This is a genomic window from Lysobacter oryzae DSM 21044 (assembly GCF_059568595.1).
On record NZ_JCANTQ010000009.1, the window covers coordinates 42,840 to 55,305 of the forward strand.

Below are 12,466 nucleotides of genomic sequence, written 5' to 3' on the forward strand. Positions count from 1 at the left end.
CGATTCTACCGGGCACCCTGAGTGCGCCAAAAAAACATGGGCGCCGACAGCGGCGCCCATGCGGATGGCCTGGCGGTCCGGGCCTACTGCTTCAGCGTGCGCTCGTACAGTTCGAAGATCCGCCGGTACTCGTCGTACCACGAGTCCGGGTGGGTGAAGCCGTGCCGCTCCAGCGGATACGGCGCGATCTCCCACTTGTCCTTTCGCAGTTCGATCAGGCGCTGGGTCAGCATCACCGAGTCCTTGAAGAACACGTTGTCGTCGATCATGCCGTGGGCGATCAGCAGGTTGTCCTGCAGCTTGTCGGCGTACTCGATCGGCGAGGACACCTTGTACGCCTCCGGATCCAGTTCAGGCGTGTTGAGGATGTTGCTGGTGTACTCGTGGTTGTACTGCGACCAGTCGGACACCGGGCGCAGCGCCGCGCCGGCCTTGAACGTCCCCGGCGAGCGGAACAGCGCCATGAACGTCATGAAGCCGCCGTAGGAGCCGCCATAGATGCCGGCGTGGTCGCGATCGCCCTGCTTGTTCGCCGCGAGCCAGTCCAGGCCATCGAGGTAGTCCTCGAGCTCGGGATGGCCCATGTTGCGGTAGATCGCGGTGCGCCAGTCGCGGCCGTAACCCTCGGAGCCGCGGTAGTCGAGGTCGAGCACGATGTAACCGTTCTGCACCAGCAGGTTGTGGAACATCTGCTCGCGGAAGTAATTCGGGTAGCGCGCGAACACGTTCTGCAGGTAGCCGGCGCCATGCACGAACATCACGATCGGGTACTTCTTGCCCGCTTCGAGCGTCTTCGGTGCGTAGAACTTGCCCCACACCGTGCCGGCGCCGTGCCTGCTCGGTACCTGCACGTATTCGGGCTGGATCCATTCGCGTGACTTGAAAGCGTCCTTGCGCGTGTCGGTGAGCTGGCGTGCGTTGCCGCCGTCGACGCCGAGCACCGACAACTGCGCCGGCAGGTAGCTGCGCGAATGGCGCACGAGCAACTGGCGGCCATCGGGCGACAGGGCGAAATCCTCGACGCCGTCGAGGCTGGTGAGCTCGCGCACGCTGCCGCCGCGGTCGACCGCGCAGACCTCGTAGTCCCCCGGCCACTTGCGGTTGCACAGGAAATAGAAGGTCTTGCCGTCGGGCGACAGCTGCGGCGCGGACGCCTCCCACTTGCCGGAGGTCAGCGCGCGCGGCGTGCCGCCGTCGCTGAGGTACAGGTGCGAGTAGCCGCTCTGTTCCGACAGCAGCCACAGCTGGCCGTCGGGGGTCCAGCCGAAATCGTTGAAGCCCCAGTTGATCCAGGCCGGATCGGTGAGGCGATGGCGCGGCAGCAGCTTCGCGTTGGCGAGGTCGACCGTGGCGATCCAGCGGTCCTTGTTGTCGATCGCGCGGACCATCACCGCGACGCTGCGGCCGTCGTGGCTCCAGCGGATCGACGGCGGGCCGCTGTTGTCGCCGCTGGTCAGCACCTGCACGTCGCGGTTGGCCTTGAGCGGGTCCTTCTTCGCGGCCTTGCGCAGCGCGGCGAGCGGATCTTCCTTGATCCCGGGCAGGGCATCGAACTTCAGCTCGCTGACCTTGGCCGCGGCGACGTCGACCAGCCACAGCCGTTGCGGCACCGGCGCGTTGCGGCCGACGCGCGTGCGCGTTTCCTCGAATTCCTCGTAACCCGATTCGGTCACGTACTTGGGCATCTTCCCGGCCTGGCCGGCGTCGGCGTCCTTCGCGGTGGTCACCACCAGCAGCCAGCGCGCGTCGGGCGAGAGCAGGCTGTCGACGATGGTCACGTCGCTGCCGAGGTACGCCGGCCGCGGCGCGCGCGAGGGATCCGCGCTGCGCCACTGCTCCTCCTGCACGCGGGCGGCGTCGCGGCGGGCCTTGTCGTCCTGGAGCGTGCGGATCATGCGCAACTGGCGCTCGCGCAGGTCGTCGGCCTTGGGCGGCGCGCCCGGATCCTTTTCCGCCTTGACCAGCGCGGCCTGGCTGACGCCCACGCCGGCGCGCCACTGGTACCAGTCGTTGCCGACGCGAAAGACCAGGTTGCCGTCGCGGCTCCATTGCGGCAGCGCCTCGGCGGCGTCGGTGCGCGTCACCTGGGTGAGCGCGCCGCTGCGCAGGTCGCGCACGAAGATGTCGCCGCTGCGCACGAAGGCCATGCGCGCGTGCGCCATGTCGAACGCCGGATTGGCGGCATCCAGCTCGGCGCGCGCGGCGCCATCGACCTTCGTTGCGGCCCCGCCCTCGATGGACTGGCGATACGTATCGCGCACGGTCGCGCCGTCACGCTTGAGCAGGTACTGCACCTGCTTGCCGTCCCACGACCACCACGCTTGTTCGACCGGCGGGCCGATCCAATCGGGGTCGGCCATGGCTTGGTCGAGGGTCAGCGGGGTCTGGGCGAAGGCGGAAGTGGCGAGCAGCAGGGCGGCGGGAAGCGGCAGCAGTCGGCGCATGGCAAGGGCAGTTGGAAAGACCGGCGGCAGGGTAGCAGCCGTGTCCGCCGGGGACCGGGCCAAAGGTCATGAACCGCCACGGGCCGCGCCAATGCGCAGGAATGGCAAGGCGCTAGCGGGTCGCGCGCGGCGCCTCGCGCCGCGACGCGCCACCGAAACGCTGTGGCAGCGTGGTGATGATCGGCGCCAGGCCGCGGTCGGCCGGGCCGTTCAGGCGCGCGCCGTCGCGTGGGTCGAAGCGCGAGCCGTGGCAGGGGCAGTCCCAGCTGCATTCGGCCGCATTCCAGTGGACCACGCAGCCCAGGTGCGGACACACCGCCGAATGCAGGTGCAGTTCGCCCTCGTCGTCGCGCCACGCGGCGACCTTGTGCAGGCCGTTGCGCAGGATCGCCGCTTCGCCGGCGCCGATCAGGCTGCTGTCGTCGACGTCGCCACCGCTGACCAGCTCGCCGTAGTACGGCACGAAGTTGAGGTTCTCGCGCAGGTAGTCGTCGGCGGCGCGCAGCGTGCGGCGATCGGGGGCGTAGACCTCGCGCCACGGCGACGTACGGCCCTCGACCAGGTCGGCGATCAGCAGGCCGGCGATGGTGCCGTGGGTGAGGCCGTTGCCGGAATCGCCCGTGGCCACGAACACGTTGCGCGGCCGCCCGGGATTGCGGCCGATGAAGGCCAGCGCGTCGACCGGTTCGATGATCTGCCCGGACCAGCGATAGGCCACCGGCCCGGCCATCGGGAAGTACTGGCGCGTCCAGCGTTCGAGTTCGGCGAAATGGCGTTCCGGATGGTCGTCCTGGCCGACCTTGCGGTCCTCGCCGCCCACCAGCAGCCAGTCCACGCCATCGGTGCGCGCGGTGCGGATGTAGTGGTACGGGTCCAGCGTGTCCCACAGCAACGCGTCGGGCACGGCGCCGCTGCCGATGCGCAGGGCGATTACGTAACTGCGGTAGGCGGCCTGCTTGGTGTGCAGCACCAGGCGGTCGTTGAACGGCACGTGGGTGGCGACCACCACCGCCTCGCAGTCGATGCGCAGGCCGTCGCGCGTCATCACATGCGCCTCCTGGCCGCCCTCGACGTGGACGGCGCTGGCCCGGTACAGGCGCCCGCCGGCGGCTTCGATGGCGCGCGCCAGGCCGGCCACGTAATGCAGCACATGGAACTGCGCCTGCTTGCGGAAGCGCAGCGCGTCGCCGAACTCCGCCAGCGCGCCCGGTGCGCCCGGCACGCGCTCGCAATCCAGGCCGGCGCGGATCGCCGCGTGGTATTCGCGGTCGAGGATGCCGGCACGCGCGTCGCCGACGCCCTGTACCAGGTAGCCGTCCACGCGGGCGAAACCGCAGTCGATGCGCTCGACGGTGCAGATCGCCTCGATCATGTCGATCGCGGCGCCGTGGCTCTGCGCCACCAGCCGCGCGCGCGCCGGACCGTGCAGCTGTTCGAGCTCGAAGTAGCGGTCGTCCAGTGCATTGCACAGGTGCCCGGTGGTGCGCGCGGTCTGGCCGCCGCGCAGGCCGCGCTCGTCGATCACCACCACGTCCTTGCCGATCGCGGCGAGGCGGTAGGCGGTGGTGAGCCCGGCGATGCCGGCGCCGATCACGCACACCTGCGCGCGTTGCGAGGCGGTGAGGGGCGCCAGTTCCGGCGCCGTCGCCGTGTCCATCCACAGCGAGATGCTGCCGCCATCGAAGCCAATGTCGAGCGACATGCCGCACTCCTTCGCCCACGGTGCGCAGACCGATGTGGAAAGCGTGCGCGCGCATGGGTGAATCCGGCGTCCATGCGCCGTGGCCCGCCGGGAAGGGCCGGCCGGGGCTGCTCCGGTTTCCCGCGAGCGCATCTGCGCCTGTTCGCGACCGCGATCGCGGCGCAGAATATGCAGCCGCGGCGCACCCCACGTGCCGCGGAGGCGTCGCGTGGATGCATTGCTGCTCTCGCGGATCCAGTTCGGATTCGTCATCTCCTGCCACATCCTGTTCCCGGCCTTCACCATCGGCCTCGCCAGCTGGCTGGCGTTCCTCGAATTCCGCTGGCTGCGCACGCGCGATCCGGTCTGGCGCGACCTCTACTTCTTCTGGCTCAAGGTCTTCGCCGTGTCCTTCGGCATGGGCGTGGTGTCCGGCATCGTCATGAGCTTCCAGTTCGGCACCAACTGGGCGGTGCTGAGCGAGAAGGCGGGCAACATCCTCGGGCCGCTGCTGTCGTACGAGGTGCTGACCGCGTTCTTCCTCGAGGCCACCTTCCTCGGCGTGATGCTGTTCGGCGCCAGGCGCGTTTCCGACAAGCTGCATTTCTTCGCCACCTGCATGGTCGCGCTGGGCACCTTGATCTCGACGTTCTGGATCATCTCGGCGAACAGCTGGATGCAGACGCCGCAGGGCTACACGCTCACCGCCGACGGCGTGTTCGAGCCGGCGAGCTGGTGGGCGATCGTGTTCAATCCGTCGTTCCCGTTCCGCCTCGCGCACATGGTGCTGGCGGCGTTCATCACCACCTGCTTCGTGATCGGCGGCGTCAGCGCCGGCTACCTGCGCCGCGGCGTGCATCTCGATGCCGCCCGCAGGATGCTCAAGCTCGCGGTGGTGTTCGCGGCGATCGCGGTGCCGGTGCAGATCTCCGTCGGCGACCAGCACGGCCTCAACGTCGGCGAGCACCAGCCGATCAAGCTGGCGGCGATGGAAGGGCACTGGGAGCAGGGCGCCAAGGGCGCGGGCGTGCCGCTGGTCCTGTTCGCGCTGCCCAACCAGCAGGCCGAGCGCAACGACTACGAGCTCGCGGTGCCCCGGCTCGGCAGCCTGATCCTCACCCATTCGCTCGATGGCGAGATCCAGCCGCTCAAGGCGGTGCCGGCCGACGAACGTCCGCCGGTGGCGCCGGTGTTCTTCGCCTTCCGCGCGATGGTCGGGCTCGGCACGCTGATGCTGGTGGTGGTGCTGGCTTCGCTGTGGCAATGGCGACGCCGGCGCCTGTACGACACGGCCTGGCTGTTGAACGGCTGGCGCGCGATGACGCTGAGCGGTTTCGTCGCGCTGCTCGCCGGCTGGTACGTGGTGGAAATCGGCCGCCAGCCCTACGTGGTGTACGGGCTGCTACGCACGGCGCAGGCGGTTACGCCCACGCTCGCGCCCGGCAGCGTGCTGGCGTCGCTGCTGGTGTTCGCCGCGGTGTATGTCACCGTGTTCGGCGCCGGCATCTGGTACCTGCTCAAGCTGATCCGCAAGGGCCCGCAGCCGCACGAACCGATGCCCGCGAGCGACGGCGGCGAGCGCACCCCGGCGCGGCCGCTGTCGGTGGGCAACGTCACTCCCACCGACGCCACGCCGGAGCGCGCGCCATGAACTGGGTGACCGTATTGCCGGTGATCTGGTTCGGCGTGATCGGCTTTGGCGTGCTGATGTACGTGCTGCTCGACGGCTTCGTCCTCGGCCTGGGCATCCTCGCGCCGTTCGCGGAGGACGAGCACCAGCTCGACCACATGATGAACACCGCCGCGCCGATCTGGGACGGCAACGAGACCTGGCTGGTGCTCGGCGGCGCCGGCCTGCTCGCGGCGTTCCCCAAGGCGTACGCGGTGGTGCTGTCCGCGCTGTACCTGCCGGTGCTGCTGATGCTGATCGCGCTGGTGTTCCGCGGCGTCGCCTTCGAGTTCCGCTTCAAGGCGACGCGCGGGAAGCCCGCGTGGGGCGCGGCGTTCGCGCTGGGCTCGATGTTCGCCGCGTTCGCGCAGGGCGTGATCCTCGGGGCGCTGGTCGAGGGCATGCCGCTGCAGGGCGGCAAGTACGTCGGTGGTGCGTTCGGCTGGTTCAGCCCGTTCTCCATGCTGACCGGCGTCGCGGTCGTGTTCGGCTATGCGCTGCTCGGCAGCACCTGGCTGATCCTCAAGACCGAGGGCCGCATGCAGGCGATCGCGCGCACGCTGACGCGGCCGCTGGTGCTGGTGGTGGTCGCGTTCATGGGCCTGGTGAGCGCGTGGCTGCCGTTCCTGGACTCGCGGATCATGGCGCGCTGGTTCGAAGGCGGGAATTTCTGGTGGCTGGCGCCGGTGCCGCTGCTTGCGCTGCTCAATGCGTTCGCGCTTTGGCAGGCGGTGATGCGGCAGGGACGCGACGCGGCGCCGTTCGTGCTGACGCTGTGCTTCTTCGCGCTCGGCTTCGCCGGCCTGGTGCTGGGGATCTGGCCCAACATCGTGCCGCCGAACATGACGATCTGGGACGCGGCGTCGCCGCCGTCGTCGCAGGGGTTCGTCGCGGTGGGCCTGGTCGTGCTGCTGCCGGCGATCCTGGGTTACACGTGGTGGTCGTACAGCGTGTTCAAGGGCAAGGTCGCGGCGGACGCCGGTTACCACTGAGCGCGGGGCCGGCTGCGAACGCCCTGAAAAAATGCCTGAACGCGCGTTGCCCGCACGGTTGGGGCGGTTATGCTGTGTCCGTTGTCACGCGGCGAGTCCGTCCCCCGATCGCATGCAAGCCTACGTCTACAAGAGCCTCCGCAAAGCCGACACCTACGTGTACCTGCGCGCCCGCGACGATTTCGCGCGCCTGCCCGAACCACTGCGCTCGCAGCTGGGCAACCTGCAGTTCGTGCTGGAACTGGCGCTGACGCCGGAGCGCAAGCTCGCCCGCGAAGACGTGGCCGTAGTGCGCGAGAACCTCGCCGCGCGCGGCTTCCACCTGCAATTCCCGCCGACGGTCGAGGACCCGATGACCGAGGACTGGGGTACCGATGCCTGAGGCCACGACGGCGACGCCCGACGCACCCGCTGCGGCCGATGCGCCTGCTGCGCCGGTCGCACCGCCCCGCGCGCCGGGGCGGGGCTTGACCTGGATGGCGCTGGCGGCGGGTGTCGTGCTCGCGGCCGTGTCCGGTCTGGGCGGCGTGGCGGCGATCGCCGCCGTGCTGGCGCAACCGGCCTTCGCCCTGGCCATCGCGCAGTGGCGCGGCCGCGGGCTCGTGGAACCGCGCGCGCTGCTGCAGGAAGGCGGCCGGCTGGCCCTGCTGTGGGGCGCGGCGGCCGTGGTCGCCCTGGTCGTGCTCGCCTGGCCGCTCGCGGCGCTGGTCGCGGGCGGCTCGCTGACCGCGGCGCTCGGCCTGAGCCTGGTGGCCGGCCTGCTCCTGCTGGGGCTGTGGCGCCTGTGGCCGCTGTGGCATGGGATGGAAACCGAAGGCGGCGAACCAGCGCGGCACTGGCAGGAACTGGGCGAACTCGATGCCGGTGCCTGGCGCGGGCTTGGCGTGGCGGCGATCGTCGCGATCCTGCTGGGAACAGTCGTCCTGCTCGCCTGGCCCGCGCTGCTCGCGGCGCCGGCCCGCTGGTCGCTGGCGGCCGGCCTGGCGCTGGCGTCGCCGTTGCTGCACTGGCTGCTGCAACGCACCGCGCCCGCCGACGCCCTGCCCGACGCCGCCGACGTCATCGATGCCGAGACCGAGAGCGCCGGCGAAGTGCCGCTCGGCGAGCTGCCGCTGGAAACCGAACTGTATTCGGCCGCGCGCGCCGGCCGCGTCGAACAGGCGCTGCAGCTGATCGACGCGGGCGCCGACGTGCACGCGCCGCCGCCGCAGGAGGAGCGCGACCAGCGCAGCCTCGCCGTGCTCGCCGCCGTGCTGCCCGACCTGCGCCTGCTGCGCGCGCTGATCGCCCACGGCGTCGACCTCAATGCCGCGCATGCGGGCATGACGCCGCTGCTCGCCGCCACCCGCGACAGCTGGCACGGCCGTCCCGATGCGGTGATGACCCTGCTCGCCAACGGCGCCGACCCGCGTGCGGTCGACCATGACGGCAACACCGCACTGCACCACGCCGCGCGCAGTTCCGATCCGGGCGTGGCCGCGCTGCTGCGCGATGCCGCCGCGGAAATCGACGTGCTCAACGTCGACGGACTTTCGCCGCTGGGCGTCGCCTGCGCCGCGGGCAACTGGCGGCTGGCGAAGTTCCTGCTCGAGCGCGGCGCCAAGCCCGAACCCAAGGGCGGCCAGCCGGCGCTGCTCGCCGCCGCCGGCACCGAGGAAGACGATGCCGCCGGCGTGCAGCTGCTGCTGAAGCAGAAGGCCAAGGTCGATGCGCGCGACGCGCACGGCCGCAGCGCCCTGCACGAGGCCGCCTACGCCGGCCACGGCGAGATCGTCGAAGCCCTGCTGGCGGCCGGCGCCGATGCCGCCGCGGCCGATCGCCTCGCCCGCACGCCGGTGCTGGAAGCCGCGCGCGGCGGCCGCCTCGCGGTGCTCGAGCGCCTCCTCGCGCAACTGCCCAAGGGCGGCGTCACCGAAGCCGCCGCGGTGGATGCGCACGGACGCGGCGCGCTGATGCTCGCGGCGATGTCGGAGAACGCCACGCCCGCGCTGATCGAACGCCTGCTGTCGCTGGGCCTGGATCCCGACGCGCGCGACTTCGACGACAAGCGCGCCATCGACCGCGCCGCCGAAGCGGGCCGCTGGGCGCTGGTGGCCGCGCTCGACCGCGCTTATCCGCTGCCCTCGGCGGTGAGCGATGCCGCCGAGTCGGCCGATGCGCCGCTGCCCGATCGCGCGCCGGCCGCGCTGCTGCGCGAAGGCCTGCACGAGCGTCGCGGCGGCGAACTCAGCGGCCTGGCGCAGTTGCTCAGCCCGGCCGAACTGGGCGCGCTGCTGCACGACGAGCCGCCCGCGCCGAGCGCGGAGCAGGTCGAACGCCTGCTGCTGTGGGGCGCCGATGCGCAGGTGCGCGATGCGCACGGCGACACCCCGCTGTTCGCATTGCTCACCCGCGGCCCGTCCGCGTTGCCGGCATTGCAGGCGCTGCTGCGCCGCGGCGTGTCGCCCGCCGGCAGCGGCGGCCTCGCCCGTTTCCTCGCGGCGTGCTCGGCCAGCGAACAGGCCGCGCGCGGACTCGAATACTTCGCCCTCGACCTGCTCGAGCGTGGCGCCGATCCGTTCGCGCCGTCGCCCGCGGGCGATCCGCCACTGGCGCTGGCGGTGCGCCTGGGCTGGTCGCGCCTGGTCGATCGCCTGCTCGCGATCGGCGTCAGCCTGGACGGCCGCGACAGCCACGGCATGAGCGCGCTGCACCTGGCCGCCGCCCTCGGCCGCGAGGCGATGCTGAAGCGTCTGGTGGCGCAGGGCGCCGCTCCCGACCTGCTCGCGGCCGACGGCCAGACTCCATTGGGCGTGGCGCTGTCCTCGGGCCGCCGCGATCTCGCCGACTGGCTGGACTGGCGCGGCTGGCCGCTGCCGAAGCGCCCGTTGCGCGCGCCGGACGTGCCGGCCGCGGCGATCGTCGGCGATGCCGACGCGGTGCGGCGCCTGCTCGACCTCGGCCTGCCGGTCGATGCGGCCGACAGCCAGGGTTGCAGCGCATTGCTGCGTGCCGCCGGCGGTGGCCATCGCGCGGTGGTCGACCTGCTGCTGGCGCGCGGCGCCGATCCGCAACTGGCGGCCAATTCCGGTGCCACCCCGTTGTCGGCGGCGGTGAGCATGCGCCACGTCGAAGTGGTCGACCGCCTGATCGCGGCCGGCGTGTCGCTCGAACAGCGCCTGCCGGGCGAACTGACCGTGCTGATGGTCGCCTGCGCGCTCGGCCTGCCCGACATGGCCGCGCGCCTGCTCTCGGCCGGCGCGAACGTGCATGCCACCGACGCGCAGGGCCGCACCGCGCTGCATTGCGCGGCGATGTTCGGCTTCACCGCGCGCGAGCGTGCGCGCCTGGTCGCGCTGCTCGACACCCTGCTGCTGGCCGGCGCCGAAGCCGACCTGCCGGCCGCCGGCGCCACGCCGCTGTTGCTGCTGCTCGGTGCGCGTGCGGAGCCGGGCTCGGCCGCGGACGAGGACGTGCTGATGGCCGGCATCGACCAGCTGCTCGACCACGACGCGCGCCTGGACGCGCAGGATCCACGCGGCTTCGGCCCGCTGCACCTGGCCGCGCTGCACGGGCTGATGCGCATGGTGCTGAAGCTGCTGCGCGCCGGCGCCGATCCCTCGCAGCGCGACTCGCTCAACCGCACGCCGCGCGAGATCGCGGTGATGCGCGGCTTCGTCGACATCGCCGCGGAACTGGCACCGGTACCGGTGGCGCCGGGCCAGGATGTGTCGATGGCGCGCTTCCTGCGCGATCGCTGAATCCCGAAGCGCCGGCTAGCTGCCGGCGCTTGCGCCCTCACGGCCGCTGCGGCTGGCGACGATGTCGCCGAGCACGCCTTCGCCCGCGTCGGCGTTGAGCAGGTCTTCCAGTTCGCGTCGCGCTTCCTGCACGGTCTGCTTGAGCGCGTCCTCGTCGTCGCGCACCTGGTACTGCGCGTGCAGCAGGCGCTCGTCGTGTTCGTGGAAGCGCTGCGCATGCAGGCGCGCGGTTTCCGCCGGCACGCCCAGCTCCACCAGCACCTGCTCGCCCAGCTTGAGGCTGGAATAGAAGGTCTCGCGCATCACCTTGGCGCCCAGGTCCATCAGGTCCCAGGCGTGGCGGCGGTCGCGGGCGCGCGCGTACACGGTGGCCTCGGGATACAGGCGGCGGATCACTTCAACCGTGCGCATGTTGGCCTCCTGGTTGTCGATCGCCACCACGAACACCCTCACCCCGGCCGCGCCGGCCGACCGCAGCAGGTCGGGCTTGGCCGGATCGCCGTAGTAGATGACGTTGCCGAAGCGCCGCGAGAAGTCGACCTGCTCGATGTCGTTCTCGATGACGATGAACGGCGTGCGGTGCGCGGCGAGCAGGCGCGCGACGATCTGGCCGAAGCGGCCGAAGCCGGCGATCAGCACCTGCGGGTGGCCATCGGGGATCGCGTCGAAGGCGCGCTTGGGTTTCGCCACCGGATGTGCCGCCAGCAGCCGTGAGACCGCGATCACCAGCACCGGCGTCAGCGCCATCGAAACGCCGACGGCGGCGACCAGGCGGTCGCGCAGCGCGTTGTCGAATACCCCGGCCTTCACCGCTTCGCCGAACACCACGAAGGCGAACTCGCCGCCGAGCGCGAGCACGGCGGCCAGCTGCAGCGCCTCGCGCCGGTTGAGGCCGCCCGGACGCCAGCCGACGGCGAGCAGCAGCACGAACTTGATGGTCATGAAGCCCAGCACGATCGCCGCGATCAGCAGCGGCTCGGCGAGCACGCGCTGCACGTCGATGCTCATGCCCACGGCCATGAAGAACAGGCCGAGCAGCAGGCCCTTGAACGGATCCACCTGCGACTCGAGTTCGTGCCGGTATTCGGAGTCGGCCAGCAGCACGCCGGCCAGGAACGCGCCGAGGCCGGCGGACAGGCCGGCCAGTTCCATCACCCAGGCCGCGCCCAGCACCGTGAGCAGCGCGGCGCCGGTGAACACTTCCGGCATCCGTGTGCGCGCGACCACGCGGAACAGGTGCCGCAGCACGATGCGGCCGCCGAGCACCACCACCGCGATCGCCACTACGGCCTTGAGCACGGCCAACCCGATCGATTCGCCGCCCTGCGCGTGCGCGTGGCCCAGCAGCGGGATCGCCGCGAGCAGCGGGATCGCCGCGAGGTCCTGGAACAGCAGGATCGCGAAGGCGAGGCGGCCGTGTTCGCTGGCGAGCGCCTTGCGCTCCGACAGCAGCTGCAGGCCGACCGCGGTCGACGAGAGCGCCAGGCCCAGCCCGGCCACCAGCGCGGCCTTCCAGTCGAAGGCGCTGAGCAGCGTCGCATCGCCGAGCAGGCTCGCGCCGAGCATCGCGGCGAAGGCCAGCGCCAATCCGCTCAGCAGCACCTGCAGGCCGCCGGCGCCGAACACCGGCTTGCGCATGACGCGCAGGCGCGATGGCGACAGTTCCAGGCCGATCACGAACAGCATCATGACCACGCCGATCTCCGAGGCGGTCAGCACGCGGTCGGCGTTGCGGATCACGCCGATGCCGTGCGGGCCCAGCGCGACGCCGGCCGCGAGGTAACCCAGCACCGCGCCCAGGCCGAAGCGCCGGAACACCGGCACCGCGATCACCGCGGCCAGCAGGAAGACCAACGCGAGTTCGAGCCCACCGCTGTGCATGCTGCACCTCCGTTGCGGGGATTATGCGGCCCCGGCTGGCCATGCTTCCGCTCCGCGCG

General features: G+C 71.4%; 7 protein-coding genes. 4 read left to right on the forward strand and 3 right to left on the reverse strand.

From position 1 onward, the window contains the following. Nucleotides 1-83: 83 nt before the first annotated feature. Both BP05_RS04030 and BP05_RS04035 read right to left on the reverse strand, forming a co-directional pair. Complete coding sequence (locus tag BP05_RS04030) at nucleotides 84-2,444, reverse strand: prolyl oligopeptidase family serine peptidase (protein WP_496360737.1); 2,361 nt, start codon at nucleotides 2,442-2,444, stop codon at nucleotides 84-86. Nucleotides 2,445-2,556: 112 nt separating this feature from the next. Further along, nucleotides 2,557-4,146, reverse strand: a complete 1,590-nt coding sequence (locus tag BP05_RS04035) for an FAD-dependent oxidoreductase (protein WP_496360739.1) — start codon at nucleotides 4,144-4,146, stop codon at nucleotides 2,557-2,559. 208 nt (nucleotides 4,147-4,354) lie between these two features. Here BP05_RS04035 and BP05_RS04040 point away from each other — a divergent pair, with 208 nt between their 5' ends. From BP05_RS04040 to BP05_RS04055, 4 genes are all read left to right on the forward strand, one after another. Next, on the forward strand, nucleotides 4,355-5,776 hold the full coding sequence (locus BP05_RS04040) for a cytochrome ubiquinol oxidase subunit I (protein WP_496360741.1): 1,422 nt from the start codon (nucleotides 4,355-4,357) through the stop codon (nucleotides 5,774-5,776). Next, nucleotides 5,773-6,786 carry a cytochrome d ubiquinol oxidase subunit II gene (cydB, locus tag BP05_RS04045; RefSeq protein ID WP_496360743.1) on the forward strand — a complete coding sequence of 338 codons (1,014 nt, stop codon included), beginning with the start codon at nucleotides 5,773-5,775 and terminating at the stop codon, nucleotides 6,784-6,786. The genes BP05_RS04040 and cydB overlap by 4 nt, the downstream gene beginning before the upstream one ends. 112 nt (nucleotides 6,787-6,898) lie before the next feature. Further along, nucleotides 6,899-7,168, forward strand: a complete 270-nt coding sequence (locus BP05_RS04050; RefSeq protein WP_496360745.1) for a YcgL domain-containing protein — start codon at nucleotides 6,899-6,901, stop codon at nucleotides 7,166-7,168. Nucleotides 7,169-7,262: 94 nt separating this feature from the next. Then, complete coding sequence (locus BP05_RS04055) at nucleotides 7,263-10,526, forward strand: ankyrin repeat domain-containing protein (protein ID WP_496361502.1); 3,264 nt, start codon at nucleotides 7,263-7,265, stop codon at nucleotides 10,524-10,526. A gap of 15 nt (nucleotides 10,527-10,541) precedes the next feature. Here BP05_RS04055 and BP05_RS04060 read toward each other — a convergent pair whose 3' ends face one another. Then, complete coding sequence (locus tag BP05_RS04060) at nucleotides 10,542-12,407, reverse strand: monovalent cation:proton antiporter-2 (CPA2) family protein (protein WP_496360747.1); 1,866 nt, start codon at nucleotides 12,405-12,407, stop codon at nucleotides 10,542-10,544. Nucleotides 12,408-12,466: the final 59 nt, after the last annotated feature.

Bases quoted from the DNA above. Each gene is read 5' to 3' on its own strand.
- BP05_RS04035 (WP_496360739.1), bottom strand. From the start codon at position 4,146: ATGTCGCTCGACATTGGCTTCGATGGCGGCAGCATCTCGCTGTGGATG.
- BP05_RS04055 (WP_496361502.1), top strand. From the start codon at position 7,263: ATGGCGCTGGCGGCGGGTGTCGTGCTCGCGGCCGTGTCCGGTCTGGGC.
- cydB (WP_496360743.1), top strand. From the start codon at position 5,773: ATGAACTGGGTGACCGTATTGCCGGTGATCTGGTTCGGCGTGATCGGC.
- BP05_RS04050 (WP_496360745.1), top strand. From the start codon at position 6,899: ATGCAAGCCTACGTCTACAAGAGCCTCCGCAAAGCCGACACCTACGTG.
- BP05_RS04060 (WP_496360747.1), bottom strand. From the start codon at position 12,407: ATGCACAGCGGTGGGCTCGAACTCGCGTTGGTCTTCCTGCTGGCCGCG.
- BP05_RS04030 (WP_496360737.1), bottom strand. From the start codon at position 2,444: ATGCGCCGACTGCTGCCGCTTCCCGCCGCCCTGCTGCTCGCCACTTCC.